The sequence below is a fragment of the Hydrogenophaga sp. BPS33 genome, assembly GCF_009859475.1.
GTDB lineage: Bacteria > Pseudomonadota > Gammaproteobacteria > Burkholderiales > Burkholderiaceae_C > Hydrogenophaga.
Map to the genome: position 1 here is coordinate 940,652 of NZ_CP044549.1, position 22,074 is coordinate 962,725.

Below are 22,074 nucleotides of genomic sequence, written 5' to 3' on the forward strand. Positions count from 1 at the left end.
GCGCGCTCGGGTCAGCGTCCGCGGTAAACCGGTGCGCGCTTTTCCTGAAAGGCGCGCCGGCCTTCGAGGCGGTCTTCTGTGTCGCGCAGCAGGCCGAACACGTGGTACTCCGCCTGCAAGGCTTTGTCCAGCGGCATCTCCAGGCCGGTGCGCACCAGGCGCTTGATGGCCCGCACCGACAGCGGCGCGTTCTGCGCGATGCGCTGCGCCATGGCCATCGCGCGCGGCATCAAATCGGCCGGTGCCAGCACCTCGCTCACCACACCCATGCGCAAGGCCTCGGTCGCGTCGAATCGGTTCCCGGTCAGCAGCAGCTTCATCGCGTCGGACGGGCTGACCAGCCGAGGCAGGCGCTGCGTGCCGCCCGACGCGGGCAGCGTGCCCAGGCGCACTTCGGGCAGCGCGAACTCGGCCTGGGCCGAGGCCAGCCGAATGTCGCAGGCCAGCGCGAGTTCGAGGCCACCGCCGAACGCATGGCCATTGATGGCGCAGACGATCGGCGTGTCCATGTCCATGCCGGCGGTCATGGACTCCTGACCGCTGCCGGTGCCGTTGAACGCCAGTTGCGCAAAACTCTCGGCCGGCGGCATGGTCTTTTTCAAATCCGAACCGGCGCAAAAGGCGGTGCTGCCGGCCCCGGTGAGGATGGCGCAGCGCACCGTGCCATCGTGGGCAATGCGCTGCCAGGCTTCTCGCAGCTCGGTGCGGGTCTGCGGGTCGACGGCGTTCATCGCCTCGGGCCGGTTCAGCGTGATGATGGCAATGCCATCCTGCAGGTCGACAAGAACGGACATGGCGTGGCCTCGTGGTGATGGAAGAGGGATCAGGTCGCCAAGCCGCTGGTGACCTGGCGAAACACGTTCGCACCCAGGGCTGTGCCGTGCACCGCGAGGTGCGCACCCAGCTGAATCGCCTGCTGCATATCGGCCACCGCAACACCCATCGACAAACCGCTGCGCACCAGCTGGCGCACGGCATCCGGGTTGAAGGCCGTGAAGCACGCGTGCAGGGCGAGTTGCACCAGGCAACGCTCGGCCGGTGTGAGCCCGTGGTCCGGACGGCCCTTTTCGATGAAGTCGAGCAGCACCTTGGCATAGCCCGGGTCCTGCCGTGCCAGGTGGTTCAGGGCCAGCGCATGCGCATCGCCCAGGCGCTCAATGCGCGCTTGCAGCGCGGGGCTGATCGCCGGCGAGGTGGCCGCCGCGCCGCTGAGCTCGGCCAGGATGTCGCTGGCCTGGCACACGCTGGCCACGCCTTGCACCGCCACGAGGTGCAGCACGTCGACGATGTCGCTGTGGCTTGCGCCCACTTCCAGCGCGCGCTTCATGTGCGTGGTCAGGCCCGACTCGAACAGGTGTGACGACGAGCTGTCCAGGCCCACATAGATCAGTTCGACCATGCGCGGCGTCAGCGGCCCGGTGCGCGCCGGATAGCCTGCGTAGTCCGCGTACTGCTGCACAAAGCCGGGGGCGGTTTGCAGCAGCGTCTCGGTCCACGGCCGCCAGTAGCCGCGCTCGGCGATGAAGTGCGCCTTGATGGCTTCGCGTTCTGCGTCGGTCATAGGTGTTTCGCTCATCGTGGACCTCTGCACGCCAGGGTTTGACCGGTGAGGTATTGGGCGGCCGCGCCGCTCACGAAGCGCAGCAAGGGCTGCAGGCTTTGGGCGTCGATGCCGGCAGGCACCTGCACCGCGTTGATGCGCAGTGCACGGCTGCCCCACTCGCAAGCGAGCGTGGCCACCAGCATGCGCGCCGCCGCCCCGTCGCCCGCGTTCTGCCAGGCGCCATCGGTGTCCGGCGGCAGAAGCACGGTCAGGCTGGCTTGTTGGGCATGTTGTTGCGCAAAGCGAATGGCGGCCTGGTGCACGGCGCGCAACAGACTGCCGGTGGCGTGCAGCGTCGACACGTCCAGGCTGGCGCTGTAGTGTGGTGTGGATGGTGCGGCGCTGGCCAGAGCCTGCCACGCACCCGCGCCGTCGCCCACCACGTCGAGTTGTGTGGGCAGGTCGAAGGGCAGGGTCTCCAGCGTGGCGGGCGCAAAGGCCTGGCTGCCGCCATAGATCGACGAGCCGCCATTGACCGCGAGGATTTCACCGGCCAGGGGCGCCGCGCCTTCGCTGCCGAGGAAGAACAAAGCCTGCGCCATCTCTTGCGGCGCTGCCATGCGGCCGAGCGGAATCTTGGCCACGGCGCGCTCGGGCGGCAGGCGCCCGGCCTCGATCAGTGCAGCGACCAGTTCGGTGCGAACGAAACCCGGGCACAGCACGATGGCCGACCACTCGGGATGGGCTTTGGCCAAAGCGCGCGTCTGCGCGATGAGACCCGCCTTGCTCGGGCTGTACGCACCGCGCCAGGGAATGGCGTTCAGGCCCGCGCCGGATGACACGTTCACGATGCGCGCGCCCGGCTTGAGCAGCGGTGCGCAGGCTTCCACCACGGCGGCCGGCGCGGCCAGGTTGAGCGCGAGCAGGCGCTCCATCTGCGTGGGCACCTGCTCCACCAGCGGTGTGTTGGAAGCGTCGGACATGCCGGCGTTGTTCAGCACCGCGTCCAGCGCCGGCGTGCCCTCGCGCAAGGTCGCCACCTGTTGCGCATCGGTCAGGTCGATGGTGCGCAGCACGTGCGCGGCCGACGCCGGCGCGGGCAGGCTCGCACCCACCGCACGCAGGGCCTGTTCGTTGTGGTCGACCAGCACGCATTGCCAGCCCGCCTGGGCGAACAACAGCGCCGTCTCGCGCCCGATGCCGGAGGCGGCACCCGTGATCAGTACCGTCTGCATGTCGGGGTGTGTCAGTTCTTGATGTCGAAGGTCTGGATCATGTCGCGCATGAGGCCATAGCCTTCGTCGATCGTCTTCGTGAATTCGGCGCTGCTCGCCGGGTAATTCATGATGCCGTACTCGTTGGCCACGAAGTCCTTGAACTTCTGGCTCGACACCACCTTGTGGATGGCCGTCTCCAGCGTCTTTCTCACGTCCTCGGGCAGACCCTTGGGCGCCGCGATGCCGAGCTTGCCGGTGATGCCGACGTCGTAACCCTGCTCCTTGAGCGTGGGCACGTTGGGAAACCACGGCAGGCGGGAATCGCTGGCCGAGGCGATGACCTTCATCTTGCCGGCCTTCACCAACTCGGCGTACTCGGAAGGGCCTTGCAGGGCCACGTCGATCTGCTTGCCCAGCGCGGCCATGACCGATTCCGCCGAGGACTTGTAGGTGACCTGGTCGAACTTGCCGCCGGTCATCTTCTGCAGCTTGAGGAACGGGAAGTTGTTGGGCGCGCCCGTCACGCCGAAGAACACGCCCTTGCCGGTCTTGGCCTGGTTCACCAGGTCCTTGACGTTGTGGATCGGCGAGTCCGCGGCGGTCACGATGCCGTAGCTGAACTCGGCCAGGCCACCCAGCAGCGTGAAGTCTTCGCGTTTGTAGGGCACGTTCATCAGCTGCGAGGTGAAGGTGACCGTGCTGTAGGAATAGAGGCCGATGGTGTAGCCGTCGGGTTTGGCGCGCTGGAGGTTGCGCAACTGCAAGGTGCCCGCCGCACCGGGCTGGTTCATCACCACCACGGTCTGCTTGAGTTCGGTCGAGAGCAGGTTGGCGAATTCGCGCGCGATGCCGTCAGACGACCCGCCCGCGCCGTAAGGCGCGGTGAGCTGGATGGTGCGCTCGGGATAGGCCGCGTGGGCCAGGCTGGCGGTGAGGGCCAGCGTGCAGAACAAGGCTTGCGTGGTGTGCTTGAAGTTCATGTCGTTTGTCTCCTGGAAATTTGAATCAGATGTTCGTCAGGGTGATGCCACCATCCACCACGAGCGCTTGCGCGGTGATGAAACCCGCGTCGTCGCCGGCCAGAAAGCAGATGGCGCGCGCGATGTCTTCGACCGTGCCCAGGCGGCCCAGCGGTGTGCGCGCAATGCGGTTGGCGTCGCGCTCGGCGTTGCGGTTGCGCTGCGTGCCTTCGGTGGGCACGGCCGAGGGGCACACCGCATTCACGCGAATGTTTCGCTCGCCCAGCTCGGCGGCGGCCGCGCGGGTGATGCCCAGCACGGCGGACTTGATGCCGGAGTACACGACCGAGTTGGCGGCCGACCGCAAAGCCGCCACCGAGGCCACGTTCACGATCGAGCCACCGCGCTGCGCGTCCATCACCGCCGCCGCTTCCTGCAGGCCCCAGATGACGGACTTGAAGCCCACGTCGAGCATGCGGTCGATGGTCTCGGGCGCGATCTCGGGGATGGACTGGTAGCGCACCCAGGCCGCGTTGTTCACCAGAATGTCGAAGCGCTGGCTGTGCGCGAACGCGCGCTGCACGGCTTCGCGCATGCCTTCGCGGCTGGCGATGTTCTGCACGATGGCAACCGCCTTGCCACCGCGCGAGGTGATCTCGTCCACGACGGCATTGACGAGTTCATCCTTGAGGTCGTTCACACACACGGTGGCGCCGCGCGCGGCCATCTGCAAGGCGGTTTCCTTGCCGATGCCGGCGCCTGCGCCGGTGATGAGGGCCACGCGGCCCAGCAGATCCTGGTTCATTCGATTCCTTGTTTCAGACAGACTGGATGAAGTCGCGGCCGTTCTGGCGGGCGAGTGCGCCGGCGCCAAAGGCGGCGTCGAACTTGCGCACTTCGCGCAGCGCGTGGTGCAGCGGCAGCTCCCAGGTGAAGCCCATGCCGCCGTGCAGGTGGAGGGCTTTCTCGATCACGAAGGCCGCGTTGGCCAGCGCATGGGCCAACACCGGGGCGGTGCGGCGCACGCTGCCGTACTCGTCGGGCGCGAGCACGCGCTCGATGCCGGCGTTGGACGCTTCCTGCACCAGGCGCATGCGCGCCAGCAGGTGGCGCACGGCCTGCTTGGCCGAGAGCGGTCGGCCGAATTGCACGCGCGTGGCCATGTACTCGGCCGTGGCGCTCAAGGCACCTTCGGCCGCGCCATTGGCGTAGCCCGCGATCAGGATCTGGCCCTCGCGCTGCAGCGTGGCGAAGGTCTCGGCGTCCAGCGTGGCGAGGACCTGGGCTTTGTCCAGCGCCAGCCAGCTCTGCGGGTGCTCGGGGTCGAGCGCAGCGTCTTCCTGGATCTCGACCGAGGCCCGGTCGACCAGCGCCGCGCCACCATTGCCATCGGCCACCAGCACCCAGTCGCAGTCCGGTGCGCAGCGGGCGTGGCCCGCGAACTTCTCGGCCAGGCTGCCTTGCAGTGCCCAGGTGGCCACGCGCGCGCCGCTCACAAGTTCGGCCGCCAGTGGCGAATCGCCCAGCGCTTTGGCGATCAGCACGGTTTCGAGCAGAGGCCAGTGCAGGCGCAGCTTGCCCGCCTCGGCCACGATGGGCAGGGCGAACGCAATGTCCAGCGCCAGGCCACCCGCGTCTTCGGTGGCGCACACGCCGCACAGGCCGGCGCTGGCCAGCACCTGGGCGGCGCCGCGAAAGTCATGCGCGAGCGCATCGGTGATGGCCGCGGCCGCGGCCTGGCCGAACTCTTCGGGCTTGAGATCGTGGTCGGTCGTGCTCATCTCAGAGGTCCTTCGGCAGATTCATGATGCGTTGCGCGATGATGTCCAGCTGCACTTCGGTGGTGCCGGCGTAGATGGTTTCGGCGCGCGCGAACAGGTAGGCGGTGGTGAAGTGCTTCTTCGCGCGCTGGGCCAGGGCGCTGGAGCGCGGCGTCACGTGCGACACGAGCGAGAGCGCCAGGCCCATGAAGGCCTGGTGGCATTCGGACCAATGCAGCTTGGTGAGTGAGCCGCGCGCGCCGATGCTCTTGCCCGCCATCAGTTGCTCCACCGTGCGCTCCACCAGTCCCTTGAGCGCGTCGATCTCGCCCACCACCTCGCCGATGCGGCGTTGCGTGTGGCCGTCGTCCAGCAGCTTCGCCAGTTCGGGGTCGGACTTGCAGGCGGCGACCAACTGGCGCAGCTCGCTGTCGAAGCGCCAGGCGCGGTACATGCGGTTGGTGGCGCGTTCGATGGAGAGCACGCGGATGGCGGCGTTCCAGCCCTCGTCGGGAGCGCCCAGGCGCGCGCTGTCGGGCACCACCACGTTGTCGAAGAACACTTCGGCGAACGACTCCTTGCCGTCGATGGACTTGATCGGCACCACGCGGATGCCGGGTGTGTCCATGGGCACGGCGAACATCAGCATGCCGCGGTGCTTGTCGGCCACGGTGCCGGTGCGCGTGAGCAGCAGGCAGTAGTGGGCCTTGGCCGCGCCGCTGGTCCAGATCTTCTGGCCATTGATGCGCCAGCTGTCGCCCTCTTGCGTGGCCTTGGTGCGCAGGCGCGCGAGGTCAGAGCCCGCATCGGGTTCGGAGAAGCCCTGGCACCAGTAGTCCTGGATGGCGAGGATGCGCGGCAGGAACTGCAGCTTTTGTTCCTCCGTGCCCACGGTCTGGATGATCGGGCCGGCCAGTTCCTTGCCGATCGAGCTCACGCTCTCGGGCATGGCCAGCGCGCCCACTTCCTTGTTCACGACCAGGTGCTCGCGCAGCGTCAGGCCCAGCCCGCCATAGGCCTGGGGCCAGGTCATGCCAGCCAGGCCGGCGTGGTACATCGAGGCTTCCCAATCGCGGCACTCGTCCAGCGTGGGCGTGCGGTAGGCCAGGCTGTCCGCGTGCATGTGCCCGGGCAGGTGGGCGCGCAGCCATTGGCGCGCGTAGTCGCGGTAGGCGGCCGGGCCCGCGGCGGGGTCCGGACGGGTCGGGTTCTGTTCCATGTGCATGATCAATGTGCGGAAGAGGGGCCCGAGGTGGGGACCATGAGCGCGTCGAGCACGAGCACGCCTTGGCCTTCGGGCTTGACGAGGATGGGGTTCATGTCGATCTCGGCCACGTCGGCCGCGTGGCGGCACGCGAATTCGGAGAGGCGCGCCACCGTGCGGGCGGCGGCGGCCACGTCGGCCTTGGCCTGGCCGCGAGCGCCGTCGAGCAGCGGGAACATCTTGAGGCCGCGGATCATGCGCGAGGCTTCTTCTTCAGAGACCGGTGCCACCTGCACCGCGACGTCCTTGAGGATCTCGGCGTAGATGCCGCCCAGGCCCACCATCACGACCGGGCCGAACACCGGGTCGCGCGAGATGCCGGCGATCAGCTCCACACCGCCGCGCACCATGGGCGCGACCAGCACGCCGTCCAGCCGCGCTTGCGGCGCATGCCGCTTTGCGTTGGCCATCAGGCGCTCGAATGCCTCGCGCACCGCGCCGTCGTCCTGCAGGTTCAGCGCCACGCCACCGATCTCGGTCTTGTGCGCGATGTCTTCCGACGCGATCTTGAGCACCACCGGGTAGCCGGTGGCCCGTGCGCTGCGCACGGCGGCGTCGGCCGAGCCCACGACTTCTTCGCGTGGCACGGAAATGCCCGCGGCGGCCAGCGCCTGCTTGGCGTGGAATTCGTTGCGGAACACGGCCGGGTCCACGCGGTCCACCGGGCCGTCGTACACGGATGCCGGTGGCAGCGCGGCGAGCTGGCCGAGGCGGACCAGGCCTTTCATGCCGCTGGCGGCCGCCGGAATGCTCGGGAACACCGGAATGCCCAGCGCATTGATCTCGGCCACCGCGTCGGCCGGACCCTGGCTGATCAGGACCATCAGGCGGTCGGGATGGCTCTGGCGGATCTTGGACAGCGCTTCCAGGTACACGCCGCGCAGGCGCGGGTTGTACAGCGAGAGCGCGAGCAGCAGCACCAGCGTGCTGCCGTTGGGGTTGCTCTGCAAGGCGGTCAGCATCTTGAGCAGGATGTCGGGCCGGGCCGACATCTGGGCCGTCGCGTCCACCGGGTTCTGGGTGCCGGCGATGGGCACTGCGTCGCGGATCGCTTGCTGGGTGCTCTCGTCGAGCGGCGGCAGCGTCAAGCCTTCCTCGATCATCGCGTCGGCCATCATGATGCCGAAGCCGCCCGAGGCCGCCACCAGCGTCACCGCGTCGTTGACCGGCAGGCGTTGTGTGCCGAGCAGGGCGGCGGCGTGGCCGACGTTGAGCAGGTCTTCGAACGAGCGCACGCGCAGCACGCCATAGCGGCGCAAGACGGCGTCGAACACCGCGTCCGAACCGGTGAGTGCACCGGTGTGCGAGGCTGCCGCGGCCTGGCCTTGTTCGGTGGCGCCGATCTTGAGCGCGATCACCGGCTTGTTCTGCTGGCGCGCGAGGTCCAGCGCGGCGGTCAGGCGGCCCGCATCGCGGCAGGTTTCCATGCAGCACAGGATGATGCGGGTGTCGGCATCTTGCGCGAGTGCAGCGATGCCGTCGGCCACGTCCACGTCGGCTTCGTTGCCGGTGGCGATGAAGCGGCTCACGCCCAGGCCACGCTGGGCCATGTTGCTCATGGTGAAGCTGCCGATGTTGCCGGACTGCGAGACGATGCCGACCTGGCCCACGGGCGGCATGCTCTGCTCCAGCGCGATCGAGAACGAACCCACGAGCTTGTCCACCACGTTGACCGCGCCCAGGCAGTTGGGCCCGAGCAGCCGCATGCCGTGGCTGCGTGCCACGCGCACCATTTCGGCCTGCAGGGCCGCGCCTTCGGGGCCGGCTTCGGCGAAACCGGCGGTCAGCACGATCGCGCCGCGCACGCCGCGCGTGGCGCAATCGCGCACGGCTTGCAGCGTGTGTTCCACCGGCACGGCGAGGATGGCCAGGTCCGGTGCGGTGGGCGTGTCCAGCACCGAGGCATAGGCCGGCAGGCCCTGGATGGTGCCGCCCTTGGGATTGATCGGGTAGATGGCGCCCGCGTAGCCGTACTTGCGCAACAGCTGCACTGGCCGCCCGCCGATCTTGGTGATGTCGTCGGAGGCGCCGATCACGGCCACGCCGCGGGCGTTGAAGAACGCGTCGAGCCCGGCGCCCGGGGCTGCTTGAACCTGGGTCAGCATGGCGTGCTCACCGGCCCTTGAACACGGGGGCGCGCTTTTCGAGAAAGGCCGTGCGGGCTTCGCGCGCGTCTTCGGTCTTGGACAGCGCCACGGTGAACTCCTGCTCGAAGCGGTAGGCGTCGCGCTGGGGCATGAGGTCCACCATGTTGGCGGCGCGCTTGGCGTAGATGAGCGCCAGCGGCGCCTTGGAGGCGATCTCGCGCGCCAGCTCCATGGTCTTGGGCAGCAGGTCTTTTTCAGACAGCACTTCTTCGATCACGTTGCGCTTGAGCAGGTCGTGCGCGGTGAGGCGCTGGCCGGTGAAGAACATGCGCCGCAGGGTGGAGCGGCCGAACAAGGTCTTGAGCATGGAGGCGCCACCGGCCAGGCCGACGTTGATCTCGGGCATGCCCACGGTGACGTTCTCGGAGGCATAGAGGATGTCGCAGGCCGCGGCCAGGCCGAAGCCCGCGCCCAGCGCTACGCCGTTGACGGCCGCGATCACCGGCTTGGAACATTCGCGGATCGAATTGCCGGTCTCGCGCGTGATGCGGTTGTGGTCCAGGAAGTCGCCCGCGATCTCGCTGCTGGGGCGGTCCTTCAAGTCGGCGCCGGCACAGAACACGCCGTTGGCGCCGGTCAGCACGGCACAGCGGATGTCCTCGCGTTCGGAGATTTCGTCGAACGTGGCCACCAGCTGGCGGCGCATTTCTCGGTTCAGCGCGTTGACCGGCTTGCGGTCCATGGTGACCAGGCCCACGCCGTCGGAGACTTCCAGACGAACCCATTTTTCGCTCATACACCACCTCGTTAAGAAGCCGCTGCGTGCGGCACACACCACAAAAGGCAAGGGCACTGCAAAGGCCAATGGGCCCCATTCGATCTGGAGAAATAGGGAGTGCTTTGTCTCCAGGCGATGGGGTCCAATTCCGCCATTCTTTTCAATGCCTGCTCGGTCGGGCGAGTATAGGAGTGGCCCTTCTAATTTATTGCAATTCAAACTGCGGTAGTGTTCTGCGAAAACTGAAGGAATCGCGGGTCTGGCACTCTGTGCGCGCGGGGCATGTGCGCCGATAATGATTTTTCCGGTGCGGCTTTCTTTGCAATGAATAGCGTCTTTGGGTAATGCCCGGCGATGCCAATAATGGCGATTAAATCGATTGCGCCGAATTCAATGCCGAATTGAAGATATGGAAATAAATCGACTGGGTGAATTGACGACCGATCTGGGCGAATGCCCGGTGTGGCACGAGGGGCGGTTGTGGTTGCTGGACTGCCGCGCGGGCGTGGTGTATGCGCTGAACCCGCAGACGGGTGCGGTCACCTCGCGCCATGAAGTGCCGCCGCCGCTGGGCTCCTTCGCCTTCAACCACGACGGGCGCATCGTGATCGCGCTCAAGGAGGCGATCGCCGCGCTGGACCTGGCCAATGGGCATTTGCGCACGCTGGCGCGCCTGGACGTGAGCCATCCGGATCTGCGCCTGAACGATGGCATCTCATTGCCCGATGGCAGTTTTGTCGTCGGCACCATGCACGTGTTCCGGGAGCCCGACGAGCCGCCGCTGGGGGGCCTGTACCGGCTGGGCGTCGACCTGCAGCTGCGCAAACTCGACGAGGGCCTGGGCATCACCAATGGGCCGGGGCTGAACCCGGTCAGCGGCCGCTTCTGCGTGGCCGACAGCGCGAGCAAGACCCTCTACAGCTACGCCATGGCGCCGGATGGCTCGCTGAGCGACAAGCAGGTGTTCGCGCAGACCGATGAATGGGGCTCGGGGCCGGACGGCTGCTGCTTCGACAGCGAGGGAGGCCTGTGGACCGCGCTCGTGCGTGCCGGGGCGCTCGCGCGTTTCGACCTGCAGGGCCGGCTCACGCACAAGATCCGCTTGCCCCTCACGCATCCGAGCGCGCTGTGTTTTGGCGGGCCGGGCATGGGCGATCTGTTCGTCACCTCGATCCGCAACAGTGGCCGTTTGAGTGCTTCGGGTCCGCTGGATGGCGCGGTGCTCAAGGTGACAGGACTCGGCTTCCAGGGGGCGGCGCGGCCGCTGTGCCGCCTGCCGCTGTAAAGCCTTACGCGCGCTCCCTTAGATGCCCGCAGCCTTGCCGTGGGCGGAAAAGCGCCGTTCGGGGCCCGACACGTGTTCGGCGACGAAGTCCATGAAGAGCCGGATCTTGGCCGGCACGATGGCCGTGTCCAGGATGGTGGCGTACATGCCCTCGTCGAATCCCTTGTTGCTGATGCGGTAGTCCGGCAGCACCCGCACCAGGCGGCCCAGGCGCAAGTCATTGTGCACGGTGTAGTCGTCGAGCAAGGCAAAGCCTTCGCCCAGCCGCGCGAGCTCCAGCAGGGCCACGCCGTTGTTGCTCACGTGGCGCGGCTGGAAGGCGATCTCGCTGACAGTGTCCTGCTGCTTGAAGCGCCACAGGTGCTCTTCGCCCGGCAACTGGTACGCCAGGCAGTCGTGCGCCAGGATGTCCTCGGGCTGCTGCAGCGGCGCATGCGCGGCCAGGTAGGCGGGCGAGGCCACCAGGTAACGCTCGCTCACGAACAGCATGCGCCGCTTGATGCCCGCTTCCACCGGCGGGGAGATGCGAAAGTCGATGTCCATCTGGTTGCGCCGCAGGTCCACGGGCGCTTCCGAGACCGTCAGTTCGATGTGGATGTCGGGGTAGCGCTTGCGGAAGTCGGCGATCAGCGGCGGCAGCACGCCCAGGCCGAACATGGTGCGCGAATGCACGTGCAGCTGGCCCTGTGGCGCGGTGCTGATGGCGGTGATGTTGTCGCGCAGTTCGTTGATGCGCCACAGGATGTCGTCGAGCTGGCGCGCGTATTCCTGCCCCGATTCGGTCAGCGCCACCTGGCGCGTGGAGCGCAGCAGCAGCTTGACCTTCAGCTCGTTCTCGATGTCGGTGATCATGCGCGACACGGCGGTCGCCGAAATGCCGAAGCGACGCGCTGTTTCGGAAAAATTTCGTGTCTGGGCGATCGACGAAAACAGTTCCATGGCCCGCAGTCTGTCCATGAGTCCTCCAATTTACGCAGTACAGAACGGCCGATTCTGAGATACCGAATCCGGGGTCTCGCGCCTAGTATCCGTGGGCCTGAACAGGCAGGTTTTCGACGGAGACACGAGATGGAATTTGGCGTATTCATTCTGGCCCAGCAACGAGGCTACCACCAGACCTCGCAGCAGGTCATCCAGAACTCGATCGAGCAGACGGTGGTGGCCGAGCAGGCGGGGTTCAACAGCGCTTGGTACGCCGAGCACCACTTCAACAACTACTCGCTCTCGCCCTCGCCGCTGATGATGGTGGCGCACATGGCGGCCAAGACGCAGCGCATCCGCCTGGGCACGGCGGTGTGCATCCTGCCGCTGTACCACCCCGCGCGCTTCCTGGCCGAAGTGGGCTTTGCCGACACGGTCTCCAACGGCCGCCTGGACCTGGGCGTGGGCTCGGGCTACCAGGAGTTCGAGTTCGAGCGCTTCGGGGTGACGATCGAGAACGCCCCGGCGATCTACAACGAGTTCCTCGACATCATCCCCAAGGGGTTGACGCAGAAGACGGTGGAGTACAACGGCAAGTTCCTCAAGCTGCCGCCGAGCTCGATCGCGGTGCGCCCGGTGCAGAACCCAATGCCGCCGATCTGGATCACCTCGGGCAACCCGGTGGCGCTGGGCCGGGGCGTGCGCGAGAACCACAACCTGTTCGTGACCGCCTTGCTCAACGGCAACGCGGCCATCACCGAACTGCGCGGCCGCCTGGAGAAGGTGGCCAGCGACAACGGCAAGGACCTCGATGAAGATGTGAAGTTCGGCTTCCTGCGCTGTGCCTACGCCTCGGACAACCAGGCCGAGATCGACGCGTACCTGGACTGCGCGCGCTTCCAGCGGCGCATCTCGGAGAGCCTGAAATTCCGCCGTGCGCAATCGGACGACGGCTACATGGTCAAGGAAGTGCCTTCGGCGACGGACCCGACGTTTGAGCAGTTGCGCCAGAACCTGCCGGTGGGTTCGGTGAACCAGGTGATCGACAAGATGCTCGAAGAGATCAGCATCTTGAAGCCCAAGCACATCGCGCTGCAGACGCAGCTGGGCGACTTTGACCAGAAGACCATGCTCAAGCAGATCGAGCTCTGGGGCACCAGGATCATCCCCGCCATCCGCAAGGAGCTGAACCGACACAAAAGCAGCACGGAGGTGACTGCCTGATTCCACCCGCCGTTCAAGCGCGGCCTCCGCGCAACTTTTCTTTGCCTTTCTGATTTTTTCTTTCTCGTCGACAGGAGACATACATGAATCCCATCATGATCAAACGCCGCACCGTTCTGGCCAGCAGCCTCTTGCTGGGCGCGGGCATCAAGGCCCATGCCAATACCGGTGACTGGCCCAACCGCCCGATCCGCCTGGTGGTGGCGGGCTCGGCCGGCGCGGGTGGCGACATCTTCGCGCGCCTGATCGGCACGCCGCTGCAGAAAGTGCTGGGCCAGCCGGTGGTGGTCGAGCCCAAGCCCGGCGCCAATGGCCTGATCGCGTGCGACACCGTGGCCAAGGCCGCGGGCGATGGCTACACGCTGCTGTTCGCGCCCTCGTCGGCCATCCTGATCAACCCGGTCATGATCGCCAAGATGCCGTACAACCCGGAGAAAGATCTGGTGCCTGTGGCGCAGGTGGGCGCAGCCGGCATCCTGCTGGTGACCAACCCCTCCACCGGATTCAAGAACCTGGCCGACATGGTGGCCTATGCCAAGGCGAACCCGGGCAAGCTCTCCTACGGTTCGTGGGGCAATGGTTCGTCCGGCCACCTGGCCATGGAAGGCATCAAGGCCCACTACGGCCTGGACATGCCGCACGTGGCCTACAAGACGCTGGTCTCCGAGGCGACCGACATCATCTCCAATAACATCGGCGTGGGCTTCATGGACATCGCCTCGCCCATTCCGCACATGCAGAGCGGCCGCATGGTGGGCCTGGGCCAATCGGGTTCGCAGCGCTGGCCTGCCACGCCGGACCTGCCCACGCTGTCCGAGCAGGGCTACAAGTTCGAAGCCGATGGCTGGTACGGCATCTTCGCGCCCGCGGGCACGCCGCAGGCCATCGTCGACAAGCTCGCCGAGGAGATCAACCGCGTGCAGCTGTCCGACGAAGTGCGCAAGCGCATCGAAGGCCAGAACATGGTGGTGCCGCCCAAGCGCACGGCCAAGCAGTATGCGGACGAGATCAAGAAGGACGCCAAGATCTGGCAAGGCCTGGCCATCGCGGCCAACCTGAAAGAAAAGTAAGCAGGTCCTGAGCCAGGCGCAGACCCCGGGAGCGGCTTCGCGAGAAGCGCGCGCCGGGGTTTTTTCTTGGGAGGGAGCCGCAGGCCACTCCTGCAATTTCTGCAGGACTGAACCGCGCATGTTTCGTATTCCCGCCAACGCAGTCCCTCCGCAGAATTCCCTGCATTGCACAACCCCACTCAGAGGCAGCACACCATGGAATTCGGCGTCTTCATCCTGGCCCAGCAACGCGGCTACCACCAATCTTCGCAACAGGTCATCCAGAACTCGATCGAGCAGACGGTGGTGGCCGAGCAGGCGGGGTTCAACAGCGCTTGGTACGCCGAGCACCACTTCAACAACTACTCGCTCTCGCCCTCGCCGCTGATGATGGTGGCGCACATGGCGGCCAAGACGCAGCGCATCCGCCTGGGCACGGCGGTGTGCATCTTGCCGCTGTACCACCCCGCGCGCTTCCTGGCCGAAGTGGGCTTTGCCGACACGGTCTCCAACGGCCGCCTTGATCTGGGTGTGGGCTCGGGCTACCAGGAGTTCGAGTTCGAGCGCTTCGGGGTGACGATCGAGAACGCCCCGGCGATCTACAACGAGTTCCTCGACATCATCCCCAAGGGGTTGACGCAGAAGACGGTGGAGTACAACGGCAAGTTCCTCAAGCTGCCGCCGAGCTCGATCGCGGTGCGCCCGGTGCAGAACCCAATGCCGCCGATCTGGATCACCTCGGGCAACCCGGTGGCGCTGGGCCGGGGCGTGCGCGAGAACCACAACCTGTTCGTGACCGCCTTGCTCAACGGCAACGCGGCCATCACCGAACTGCGCGGCCGCCTGGAGAAGGTGGCCAGCGACAACGGCAAGGACCTCGATGAAGATGTGAAGTTCGGCTTCCTGCGCTGTGCCTACGCCTCGGACAACCAGGCCGAGATCGACGCGTACCTGGACTGCGCGCGCTTCCAGCGGCGCATCTCGGAGAGCCTGAAATTCCGCCGTGCGCAATCGGACGACGGCTACATGGTCAAGGAAGTGCCTTCGGCGACGGACCCGACGTTTGAGCAGTTGCGCCAGAACCTGCCGGTGGGTTCGGTGAACCAGGTGATCGACAAGATGCTCGAAGAGATCAGCATCTTGAAGCCCAAGCACATCGCGCTGCAGACGCAGCTGGGCGACTTTGACCAGAAGACCATGCTCAAGCAGATCGAGCTCTGGGGCACCAGGATCATCCCCGCCATCCGCAAGGAAGTCGGCGCGCTCGAAGCCGTGGCCGCTTGAAGGAAAAAACGCCATGCGTGTGCACCTTACCGGCGCCGGCACCATCGTCTTGGTGGAGCCCTCTGTCTTCAACAAGCTGGACGTGCTGGTGGACCCGCAACCGCCGCAGCAACTGGACCGGTCGATCGCCCGCATCGGCAGCCGCGATGGCGCTGACCATGTGCGGCTCACACCCTCGGTGTTGCGCTTCCTCTCCAGCGAAGCGGGCAACGCCGAGTGGGACGCCCAGTTCGACGCGATGATCCAGTACGCCGCCGGCAAGGGCTGGCTCGATGAACAAGGCCGTGTGCGTGCCCACACCACCTGGGGCGAGACCGCTGGCGCGGCGAGCGCCTTTGCGCCCGAGGCGTTCAAGGGCCGGGTAGCGGTGGTGACCGGGGCCGGCGGTGGCCTGGGCGCCGGCATCTGCGAACGCCTGCGTGCGTCGGGCGCGCTCGTGGTGCAAGCCGATATCGGTTACGCCGAGCCGCCCACCGAAGTCCAAGGCATGCTGGCCGTGCGTTGCGACATCGGCGACCCTGCCTCGGTCGAGGCCCTGGTGGCGCTGGTGCGCGAGCGCTACGGCCGTTGCGACGTGCTGGTGAACAACGCTGCGATCACCACCGGCCCCGAGAAGTTGGAGACGTTTCCACTGGAGCTGTGGGACCGCGTGTTCCGCGTGAACCTGCGCGGCGCCTTGCTCTGCGCGAAGGCGCTGGTGCCGATGATGCTTGAGCGGCAGTCCGGCAGCATCGTCAACGTGGCATCGATCACCGCGCACGTGGCTTCGCGCGCCGGTGCCTACGGACCCGCCAAGGCCGCGCTGTGCGCCTTGACCCACCAGATGGCCGTGGAATGGGGGCCGCGCGGTGTGCGCGCCAATTCGGTGAGCCCCGGCATGATTCGCACCCCCTTGTCCGAAGTGCACTACCGCGACGAGGCGAAACTGCACGACCGCGTCTCGAAGATCCCCGCGCGCCGCATCGGGTTGCCCCAGGACATCGGTGACGCAGTGGCCTTCCTCGCCAGCGACGCGTCCGCCTACGTGAATGGGCAGGACCTCGTGGTCGACGGCGGCTTCCTCAAGGCCACGCTGGTCAATCTCTACTAGGGCCTGTTCACACTGTTTTTCCAAGATGCGTTGCGGATCAAAATGCCATGCGCAAGGCGCGAAACGCAGACGGGCCCGCGGCCCGGCGAGGCTTCGCAACGCGGCGCATGGCCTTTTGGGCCGCAACCCGAAGGGAAGGGGTTGAAAACAGCGCCACTCTTCGTTGCACTCCTAGGCCAGACGTCCAGTCTGGCCGTCGTCCCGCGCCTCGATTGGCGCTGTTTTCAACCCCTTCGCACTTGGAAAAATAGTGTGAACAGGCCCTAGCCGTTCCAGAAAAAACCAGGAGACATGCCATGACCGAAGCCACCGCCACCGCCACCGTCGCCGAACGTGCGACGACGACCCACAGCGCCGCCATCGAGCCCAAGCTGTTTCGCCAACTGCTGGGCTGCTTTCCGACCGGCGTGGCCGTCATCACCACGAACAACGCCGAAGGCCAGCCCGTAGGCCTGACCTGTAACTCCTTCAGTTCCGTGTCGCTGGAGCCGCCGCTGGTGCTCTTCAGCCTGCGCAAGGCCAGCAGCCTCGTGCCCACCTTCACGTCATCCGAAGGCTTCGCGATCAACATCCTGTCGCAGCAGCAGGACGCGTTGTCGGGCCGCTTCGCTTCCAGCAAGATCGTCGACAAGTTCGAGGGCGTGGTCTGGCACCGCGGGCCGCTGGAGATGCCCGTCATCGACGACTGCCTGGCCAGTTTCGAGTGCAGCGTGCATGCGTGCCACGACGCGGGCGACCACCTTATCTTCATCGGGGAAGTGAAGCACATGCACGAAGGCAGCGCCGACCATGCCTTGGTGTTCTACAAGGGCGCGTACCGCATGCTCGCCGAGTCGCTGCGCACGCTGGTGGTGGAGGGCCAGCTGGGCACGGCCGACATCGACGAGGCCTACCGCACGCTCTACGGCAAGCTGCTGCGCCTTGCGTGCGAGCGCGCCAGCGACACCGAGCTGGACGCGGTGGAAGCGGCGGTCGATGAGATCGAGCGCCATCGCGAGGACGACACCCAAGCCCAACGCATCGAGTCGGCCAGCCGCTTTTTCTCCGCGATTGCCGCGGCCGGCCACAACGGAGCGCTGAACCTGATGGCGCAGACCATGACCTCCGTGCTGCGCGAGCGGCTGACGCACGTGAACCCAGCACGGTCTCGGCCCGACCTGTTTCCCTTGCGCCGCAAGGTGGTGACGTGCCTGCGACAGCGCGATGCCGCGGGGGCGACAGGCGCGTTGGACGAGTTGATCTTCAAGCTGCGTGGGTGAAGGAGGGACGAGGGAAACGCAGCGTGCACGCTGAAGGGGGTATGGTTTTCTATTGATTTTGATTAGAAGGTGGTTAAACTATCGATATTGTTTTCTATTGTTTTTTCTAAAAAGAATGGATAACTTTCGATGAAAACCCTCGACGAACTTGCGACAGCGTTGGAAGAGGCCCGACACGCCAAGGGGCTGACCTACAAGGATCTGGCCGCCCGGACAGGGCTCACCCCGTTGACGGTGCGCCATGTGCTGCAGGGCAAAGCGGCGGTGCGCGCGACCAATCTGATGGCCCTGGCCGCTGAACTGGGGCTGGAACTGGTGCTCGTGCCCCAGGTGGTGGCCGCCTCGCTGGCGGGCGCACGTGCCCCCGCACAACAGGCGCCGCTTCGGTATGGATCCGCGGCCGGTGAACCTGCAACGGGCCGCGTGCCGATGGTGCGCGAAGGGCGTGGTCTGCTGGAAGAGCCAGGTGCCAAGGCCTTCACCACACCGCTGGAGCGGCTGATCGCCGACATGAATGCGCGTGCCTTGGGCGTGGCGGGTGCGAAAGGCCAGGGCGCCGGGCGCACCGGTGTAGGTCGACGCAAATGAGATACCGCGCCCTCGACATCACCTTGGGCGCGCGCCGCTGCGGTGTGCTGTTCCAGTACGGCCAAGGGGCCGGCGCGCTGATGCGCCTGCAGCCCGACCCCGACTACTGGCGAGACCCGCAGGCGCCCGTGTTGTCCTGGGGTGCGCGCCAGGACAACGAACGCGGGCGCGCCCTGTTCCTCGCCGATGCCGCCCGGCAACCCTTCTTCAACGGCCAGGGCGAACGGCTGCCGGCCTTCTTCCAGAACCTGCTGCCCGAAGGGCCGTTGCGCAAGCACCTGGAGCAACTGCGGGGTTGCGCACCGGACGACCACATGGAAATCCTGGCCATGTGCGGCGAAGACCTGCCGGGCAACGTCTACGCGTGGCCGCTGCCCGAAGACCGCGAGGCCATGCGCAAGGTGGTGACGCAGGACAACGATGCACTGGAGATGTCGGTGATCGAGTCGCCGGTGGCAGGGGCCACGTCTCTCTCCGGCATCCAGCCCAAGCTCGGCCTCGTGGAGCAGGGTGGCCGCTATGTAGCCCGCACACGCGACCGCACCGACGGCGTGCACATCATTGCCAAGCTGCCCGCGGTCGAATATCCCCTGCTGCCCGAGGTGGAAGAACTGTCGCTGCGCCTGGCGCGGGCCGCCGGTGTGACCACGTGCCGCGCGGTGCTGCGGCCGGTGCGTGACATCGCGGCGCAGGACCAGCCCTTCACGCTCGAACCGGGCCGGCAGTTCCTGGCGGTGCAGCGCTTCGATCGCCATGCGGGCGGGCACATCCATTGCGAAGATTTCGCGCAGATCCTGGGCATCGAGCCGGGCGACAAGTACAACGACCCACAAGGCCGCGCGAGCTACGCCGCCATGCTGGTCACCTTGGGCCAGGGCATGGGCCTGGGCGAAGACGCGATGCACGAAGTCATGCGCCGGCTCATGGTCAACGAGATGCTGGGTAACTACGACGCGCACGTGAAGAACTTCGGCGTGCTGTACCCCGATGGCTTGCGGCCGGCGCTGTCACCGGCCTACGACGTTGTGGCCTATGCCGCCTACATCCAGGGTCACGGCCATGCGCTGAAATTCTTCCCCGGTGCGCCCGAGCGCGCCCAGATCGGTCCCGCGCTCGTGCGCGACCTGTGCAACCTCACCGGCATGCTCGAACCCAAGCTCAAGAAAGTGCTGAACGACACCGTGGCGAAGGCGGTGGAAGCGTGGCCGGGCATGATCGAGGACAGCGCTTTGCAGGACGTGCAGAAGGTGCGCTTGCTGGAGCACTTTCGCTCGGTGCCGGCAGTGGTTTCGTTGATGCGTCGCAAGGTGCGCCGCAATCCGGGAGCGTGATGGGGTGCTGCCTGCTTGCGCGCGCCATCGTCAGACCGAAGGTTGACCTCCAAGCCTTTTCGCACTGAAGCGCAGACCTTCGAATATTTTCTCGGTGACGTGCTCGCAGAGACCGGCGGGAAGCTTGCTCTCTACGGCTTGGATGGCGAGCTCGACCGACGCCAAGGTTTCCTCGACGATGTGATCCATGTTCTGGGCATAGCGGATGTGCCGAGCCGCGCTGTTGAAGTGCCGTCTTGCGATCTGGTCACATGCATAGTGTTTGTTCTTCCCTTTCAGGGCCATGGCGAGCTTGAGGTCACGCGAGTGCCAGTGGTGGGAGCCCTTGCCGACAACGGGCCAGGCGGACATCACGTCGTACAGTGGCGTGAGCTGAAAACGGCCTCCGGCGAGCAACGCGATACTGAAGTTCTTGGCATGGCCGTCCGTGGCGCGCAGCATCCAGAACAGCAACTGAGCTTTCAGAAGCATTTGCAGGTCATGCTCGGGCGTCGCCGACTGGTGCAGGACGGATGCCAGGTCTTCCATGCCCGGTCCGCCGTCGGCTTCGTACTTCTTCTCTGGTGGAAGGCCAAAGACTTGGCAGAAGTCTTCTTGCGGCAGGCGCAGCAGCCACCGCCCGTTGTCGGACACCGCGCGGTCAAAGCGCTCGACGGCCAGCACGCGGAATTTGCCAAACTCGACGATGCTGGCCTGCGCAGCGTCCACGCCGAAAGCCCTCAACAAAGCCAGGCACAGCCATTCGTTGTCGACGGAGCGGCTGAAGTCCACTTGCCTGCGTCCGATAGGGCCCAGGGGCATCTTCAGGATGTGCGTCGTGGGCGTGGCGCCCTCGGGGCGACGCCATTTCCCCTTCCAGTACAGCAGTGCGGTCTTGTCCTGCATGCCGGCCAGAGAAATTCGCAAATCGTGTTCATCGGCATCGTCGCGGCCGAAACCAGAGGCAGAGCTTGCGCGTTCCAGGAGATGCTCCACCTCGAACTCGCTCAAGGCCGTGGCCGTGATGTGTTCGACATCCTTGGGTTCTTCGTTTTCGCCCAGTATCTGCAACGCGCCAACGCAATCTCTGCCGACCGACCTGAGCAGGTCGAAAGCCTCCAATGAGTCGGTCTTGAATCGGCTGCCCAGGCGCTTTCTGATGTCTGGGTTGTCGGGCAGAAGGTTGTCGAAGTAGTTCAGGACGGTGGGGCCCTTGTGCACCTGGTTACCGACCAGGAAAGGCAGGGATATCGAGATGGGTCGGCCCTTGGGTGAACGCATCCATGCCGGGTCGTACTCCAGTTGAGCCGATCCGTCCCGCAGCATCGACCAGCTTCCAACGCGCAGGCCGTTGGACCACAGTGAGAGTGTCTGCGTATGAGAGCGGCGCCCCATATCACCAAGAACCTTTGCGGGGCTTGCGCTGAAGAGCCTGTGCGGCAAGGGAGGCTTGCTCGCGGCGCAAGCGCGGGCTGGGCACGGAAGGGGACGCGGTTTTCGCTGACCTGCCTGCGGACGTTTCGCGTAAGGCGGTCTGAGAAGATCCTCTGCGGGTGGAGGCCACTTCGGTGTTCAGTCCTGCTCGATCTGCCACTGTCAGCTCCAGACCCAGAGCCGCGCAGGCGGATAGGACTTGTTCCAAGGTCATGTCTTTGGGCTGGAGTTCCAACTGGGACACACGGCTTTGACTTACGCCCAAGCGAAGAGCCAGTTGACTCTGGGTCAGCTGGCGCGCTTTGCGCGCTGAGCGCAGCAGCAGACCCAGCTGTTGAGGTGTGCGCAGAGATTGGATGCTGTGCGTCATGGTGTCATAGTAGTATTGCTCATAAAATGAATTTAATAGCTCTGCTAATAAAAGTCAAATAACAGCAATACTACTGAGAAGCCGCGATCGAATCGGTGTAGATGAAGCTGCTGCACGCCATCACGAAACCCCGTGGCGTCTGACGCTCGCCAAAACCGTAGACCCGCACACCCTCTTGCCGCAGGCGCAGGGCCAGGTGCGTGAGATCGCTGTCGGAGGACACGAGGCACACGCCGTCGAAATGGCCGGTGTGCACGAGGTCCATGGCATTCAGGCACAGCGCGATGTCGGCCGCGTTCTTGCCTTTGGCGTACGAGACCACCTGCATCGCCTCGATGGCGTTTTCGTAGAGGACGTTGCGATAGTCGCTCATCTTGGCCAGCGACCAGTCGGCATACGCGCGCTTGACGAGCAAGGTGCCGTAGCAGGCGGCGCGCTGGAGGATGGCGCGGATGTTGAGGTGGCGGACGTTCTCCGCGTCGATCAACACGGCGAGCTTCTGTTGCTTGTGCGCCAGCTTGGGCATGCGGCTTTCCCCCTGTTCGGTTCGGTGGACAACCGCCGCCACGTGACAGAGTGGCGGCGGCCCGAACGGGGTGAGAACCGGGAAAGTCTTGCGAAAACCGGCAGGCCTCGCGGCCTCCCGCCCGAG

General features: G+C 65.9%; 21 protein-coding genes. 8 read left to right on the forward strand and 13 right to left on the reverse strand.

All coding sequences use genetic code 11. The features are described from left to right. Positions 1 to 11: 11 nt before the first annotated feature. The 9 genes from F9K07_RS04545 to F9K07_RS04585 are packed head-to-tail and all read right to left on the reverse strand — an operon-like array spanning position 12 to position 9,626. Entirely contained in the window at positions 12 to 794 is a 783-nt protein-coding gene (locus tag F9K07_RS04545; protein ID WP_159589809.1) for an enoyl-CoA hydratase/isomerase family protein, read from the reverse strand. Positions 795 to 823: 29 nt separating this feature from the next. Next, complete coding sequence (locus tag F9K07_RS04550) at positions 824 to 1,561, reverse strand: carboxymuconolactone decarboxylase family protein (RefSeq protein WP_159589811.1); 738 nt, start codon at positions 1,559 to 1,561, stop codon at positions 824 to 826. 11 nt (positions 1,562 to 1,572) lie between these two features. Further along, a complete protein-coding gene (locus F9K07_RS04555) occupies positions 1,573 to 2,778 on the reverse strand; it encodes an SDR family oxidoreductase (RefSeq protein ID WP_159589813.1) in 1,206 nt (401 codons plus the stop codon). An 11-nt stretch (positions 2,779 to 2,789) separates the two neighbouring features. Continuing rightward, entirely contained in the window at positions 2,790 to 3,740 is a 951-nt protein-coding gene (locus F9K07_RS04560) for a tripartite tricarboxylate transporter substrate binding protein (RefSeq protein WP_159589815.1), read from the reverse strand. 25 nt (positions 3,741 to 3,765) lie between these two features. After that, complete coding sequence (locus F9K07_RS04565; protein WP_159589817.1) at positions 3,766 to 4,524, reverse strand: SDR family NAD(P)-dependent oxidoreductase; 759 nt, start codon at positions 4,522 to 4,524, stop codon at positions 3,766 to 3,768. Between the two features lie 13 nt (positions 4,525 to 4,537). Beyond that, positions 4,538 to 5,500 (reverse strand): acyl-CoA dehydrogenase family protein, encoded by a 963-nt coding sequence (locus F9K07_RS04570; protein WP_159589819.1) that lies wholly within the window; start codon positions 5,498 to 5,500, stop codon positions 4,538 to 4,540. Position 5,501: 1 nt separating this feature from the next. Beyond that, positions 5,502 to 6,704, reverse strand: a complete 1,203-nt coding sequence (locus tag F9K07_RS04575; RefSeq protein WP_159589821.1) for an acyl-CoA dehydrogenase family protein — start codon at positions 6,702 to 6,704, stop codon at positions 5,502 to 5,504. A 2-nt stretch (positions 6,705 to 6,706) separates the two neighbouring features. Continuing rightward, positions 6,707 to 8,848, reverse strand: coding sequence for an acetate--CoA ligase family protein (locus F9K07_RS04580; protein WP_159589823.1), 2,142 nt, complete (start codon positions 8,846 to 8,848; stop codon positions 6,707 to 6,709). Positions 8,849 to 8,855: 7 nt separating this feature from the next. Then, positions 8,856 to 9,626 carry an enoyl-CoA hydratase/isomerase family protein gene (locus F9K07_RS04585; RefSeq protein WP_159589825.1) on the reverse strand — a complete coding sequence of 257 codons (771 nt, stop codon included), beginning with the start codon at positions 9,624 to 9,626 and terminating at the stop codon, positions 8,856 to 8,858. A gap of 391 nt (positions 9,627 to 10,017) precedes the next feature. On the opposite strand from F9K07_RS04585, the gene F9K07_RS04590 reads away from it, so the two are divergent. After that, positions 10,018 to 10,893, forward strand: coding sequence for an SMP-30/gluconolactonase/LRE family protein (locus tag F9K07_RS04590; RefSeq protein ID WP_159589827.1), 876 nt, complete (start codon positions 10,018 to 10,020; stop codon positions 10,891 to 10,893). A gap of 18 nt (positions 10,894 to 10,911) precedes the next feature. On the opposite strand, the gene F9K07_RS04595 is transcribed toward F9K07_RS04590, so the two are convergent. Continuing rightward, positions 10,912 to 11,850, reverse strand: a complete 939-nt coding sequence (locus F9K07_RS04595) for a LysR family transcriptional regulator (protein WP_159589829.1) — start codon at positions 11,848 to 11,850, stop codon at positions 10,912 to 10,914. 111 nt (positions 11,851 to 11,961) lie between these two features. Here F9K07_RS04595 and F9K07_RS04600 point away from each other — a divergent pair, with 111 nt between their 5' ends. The 7 genes from F9K07_RS04600 (at position 11,962) to F9K07_RS04630 (ending at position 19,639) form a co-directional block, all read left to right on the forward strand. After that, positions 11,962 to 13,038, forward strand: a complete 1,077-nt coding sequence (locus F9K07_RS04600) for an LLM class flavin-dependent oxidoreductase (RefSeq protein ID WP_159589831.1) — start codon at positions 11,962 to 11,964, stop codon at positions 13,036 to 13,038. A gap of 83 nt (positions 13,039 to 13,121) precedes the next feature. Next, positions 13,122 to 14,108: a Bug family tripartite tricarboxylate transporter substrate binding protein gene (locus tag F9K07_RS04605; RefSeq protein WP_159589833.1), complete on the forward strand. Its 987-nt coding sequence runs from the start codon at positions 13,122 to 13,124 to the stop codon at positions 14,106 to 14,108. Between the two features lie 195 nt (positions 14,109 to 14,303). Further along, a complete protein-coding gene (locus F9K07_RS04610; RefSeq protein WP_159589835.1) occupies positions 14,304 to 15,371 on the forward strand; it encodes an LLM class flavin-dependent oxidoreductase in 1,068 nt (355 codons plus the stop codon). Between the two features lie 13 nt (positions 15,372 to 15,384). After that, entirely contained in the window at positions 15,385 to 16,461 is a 1,077-nt protein-coding gene (locus F9K07_RS04615) for an SDR family NAD(P)-dependent oxidoreductase (protein ID WP_236581795.1), read from the forward strand. A 296-nt stretch (positions 16,462 to 16,757) separates the two neighbouring features. After that, positions 16,758 to 17,720, forward strand: coding sequence for a flavin reductase (locus tag F9K07_RS04620; RefSeq protein ID WP_159589837.1), 963 nt, complete (start codon positions 16,758 to 16,760; stop codon positions 17,718 to 17,720). A 129-nt stretch (positions 17,721 to 17,849) separates the two neighbouring features. Then, positions 17,850 to 18,308, forward strand: a complete 459-nt coding sequence (locus F9K07_RS04625; protein ID WP_159589839.1) for a helix-turn-helix domain-containing protein — start codon at positions 17,850 to 17,852, stop codon at positions 18,306 to 18,308. Continuing rightward, on the forward strand, positions 18,305 to 19,639 hold the full coding sequence (locus F9K07_RS04630; protein WP_159589841.1) for a type II toxin-antitoxin system HipA family toxin: 1,335 nt from the start codon (positions 18,305 to 18,307) through the stop codon (positions 19,637 to 19,639). The genes F9K07_RS04625 and F9K07_RS04630 overlap by 4 nt, the downstream gene beginning before the upstream one ends. Before the next feature lie 30 nt (positions 19,640 to 19,669). On the opposite strand, the gene F9K07_RS04635 is transcribed toward F9K07_RS04630, so the two are convergent. The 3 genes from F9K07_RS04635 to F9K07_RS04645 form a co-directional block, all read right to left on the reverse strand. Further along, the gene (locus F9K07_RS04635; protein WP_159596816.1) at positions 19,670 to 21,013 is read right to left on the reverse strand and encodes a type II toxin-antitoxin system HipA family toxin; all 1,344 of its coding nucleotides are present in this window, start codon (positions 21,011 to 21,013) and stop codon (positions 19,670 to 19,672) included. 1 nt (position 21,014) lies between these two features. Further along, positions 21,015 to 21,422 (reverse strand): helix-turn-helix domain-containing protein, encoded by a 408-nt coding sequence (locus F9K07_RS32245; protein ID WP_159589843.1) that lies wholly within the window; start codon positions 21,420 to 21,422, stop codon positions 21,015 to 21,017. 70 nt (positions 21,423 to 21,492) lie between these two features. Beyond that, positions 21,493 to 21,948, reverse strand: a complete 456-nt coding sequence (locus F9K07_RS04645; protein ID WP_159589845.1) for an NYN domain-containing protein — start codon at positions 21,946 to 21,948, stop codon at positions 21,493 to 21,495. Positions 21,949 to 22,074: the final 126 nt, after the last annotated feature.

What these genes read in the sequence shown, in the direction of transcription:
- F9K07_RS04615 (WP_236581795.1), top strand. Translation starts at nt 15,385, where the DNA reads ATGCGTGTGCACCTTACCGGCGCCGGCACCATCGTCTTGGTGGAGCCC.
- F9K07_RS04610 (WP_159589835.1), top strand. Translation starts at nt 14,304, where the DNA reads ATGGAATTCGGCGTCTTCATCCTGGCCCAGCAACGCGGCTACCACCAA.
- F9K07_RS04620 (WP_159589837.1), top strand. Translation starts at nt 16,758, where the DNA reads ATGACCGAAGCCACCGCCACCGCCACCGTCGCCGAACGTGCGACGACG.
- F9K07_RS04570 (WP_159589819.1), bottom strand. Translation starts at nt 5,500, where the DNA reads ATGAGCACGACCGACCACGATCTCAAGCCCGAAGAGTTCGGCCAGGCC.
- F9K07_RS04560 (WP_159589815.1), bottom strand. Translation starts at nt 3,740, where the DNA reads ATGAACTTCAAGCACACCACGCAAGCCTTGTTCTGCACGCTGGCCCTC.
- F9K07_RS04590 (WP_159589827.1), top strand. Translation starts at nt 10,018, where the DNA reads ATGGAAATAAATCGACTGGGTGAATTGACGACCGATCTGGGCGAATGC.
- F9K07_RS04580 (WP_159589823.1), bottom strand. Translation starts at nt 8,848, where the DNA reads ATGCTGACCCAGGTTCAAGCAGCCCCGGGCGCCGGGCTCGACGCGTTC.
- F9K07_RS04545 (WP_159589809.1), bottom strand. Translation starts at nt 794, where the DNA reads ATGTCCGTTCTTGTCGACCTGCAGGATGGCATTGCCATCATCACGCTG.
- F9K07_RS04600 (WP_159589831.1), top strand. Translation starts at nt 11,962, where the DNA reads ATGGAATTTGGCGTATTCATTCTGGCCCAGCAACGAGGCTACCACCAG.
- F9K07_RS04565 (WP_159589817.1), bottom strand. Translation starts at nt 4,524, where the DNA reads ATGAACCAGGATCTGCTGGGCCGCGTGGCCCTCATCACCGGCGCAGGC.
- F9K07_RS04635 (WP_159596816.1), bottom strand. Translation starts at nt 21,013, where the DNA reads ATGGGGCGCCGCTCTCATACGCAGACACTCTCACTGTGGTCCAACGGC.
- F9K07_RS04555 (WP_159589813.1), bottom strand. Translation starts at nt 2,778, where the DNA reads ATGCAGACGGTACTGATCACGGGTGCCGCCTCCGGCATCGGGCGCGAG.
- F9K07_RS04605 (WP_159589833.1), top strand. Translation starts at nt 13,122, where the DNA reads ATGAATCCCATCATGATCAAACGCCGCACCGTTCTGGCCAGCAGCCTC.
- F9K07_RS04550 (WP_159589811.1), bottom strand. Translation starts at nt 1,561, where the DNA reads ATGACCGACGCAGAACGCGAAGCCATCAAGGCGCACTTCATCGCCGAG.
- F9K07_RS04625 (WP_159589839.1), top strand. Translation starts at nt 17,850, where the DNA reads ATGAAAACCCTCGACGAACTTGCGACAGCGTTGGAAGAGGCCCGACAC.
- F9K07_RS04575 (WP_159589821.1), bottom strand. Translation starts at nt 6,704, where the DNA reads ATGCACATGGAACAGAACCCGACCCGTCCGGACCCCGCCGCGGGCCCG.
- F9K07_RS04585 (WP_159589825.1), bottom strand. Translation starts at nt 9,626, where the DNA reads ATGAGCGAAAAATGGGTTCGTCTGGAAGTCTCCGACGGCGTGGGCCTG.
- F9K07_RS32245 (WP_159589843.1), bottom strand. Translation starts at nt 21,422, where the DNA reads ATGACGCACAGCATCCAATCTCTGCGCACACCTCAACAGCTGGGTCTG.
- F9K07_RS04630 (WP_159589841.1), top strand. Translation starts at nt 18,305, where the DNA reads ATGAGATACCGCGCCCTCGACATCACCTTGGGCGCGCGCCGCTGCGGT.
- F9K07_RS04645 (WP_159589845.1), bottom strand. Translation starts at nt 21,948, where the DNA reads ATGCCCAAGCTGGCGCACAAGCAACAGAAGCTCGCCGTGTTGATCGAC.
- F9K07_RS04595 (WP_159589829.1), bottom strand. Translation starts at nt 11,850, where the DNA reads ATGGACAGACTGCGGGCCATGGAACTGTTTTCGTCGATCGCCCAGACA.